Annotated in this window: 1 protein-coding gene and 1 pseudogene; one reads left to right on the top strand and one right to left on the bottom strand. The window is 64.2% G+C overall.

From position 1 onward, the window contains the following. Window positions 1-121, top strand: a pseudogene (locus tag ACR6JA_RS22110) (MerR family transcriptional regulator); the annotation flags it as partial. 133 nt (window positions 122-254) lie between these two features. On the opposite strand, the gene ACR6JA_RS22105 reads toward ACR6JA_RS22110, so the two are convergent. Further along, a complete protein-coding gene (locus ACR6JA_RS22105) occupies window positions 255-398 on the bottom strand; it encodes a DUF5983 family protein (protein WP_494599524.1) in 144 nt (47 codons plus the stop codon). Between the last annotated feature and the right edge of the window lie 7 nt (window positions 399-405).

The following is a 405-nucleotide window of genomic DNA, read 5'->3' as shown; positions in this document are numbered from 1 at the left end:
GCAAGCCAAGCTGGCCGACCTGACCCGGATCGAGGCAGCCTTGTCCAAGTTGGTCGGTGAATGCCACGCGCATCAAGGCAATGTGTCCTGTCCGCTGATCGCCGCCTTGCATTGCCGATAGTTCACGGATTGGCCTGGGCATCAGACGTCATGGATTTCGGGCATTGCGGGCAATCGTTTTCTGAACACGGCAGCCGCCACCGCCTTCCGTGAAAAGGAAGAGCCCCGACATGGGGGCTCGAATGGGTTGCGGGTTACTCGTCGTCGTAGAGCGTCAGCCCGTCCAGCACGGGCGCGTCGGCATCGAAGATCAGCAGGCGCACGTCGGCGAGCGCGGCCAGGTGGAGCACCTCGACGAGGGACTCCGGCATGCCTTTCCGGCGATGCGCCCGCCGCAACCGCTCG

The organism is Cedecea sp. B1(4), assembly GCF_059414925.1.
This window is presented reverse-complemented; position numbering and strand designations above follow the sequence as displayed.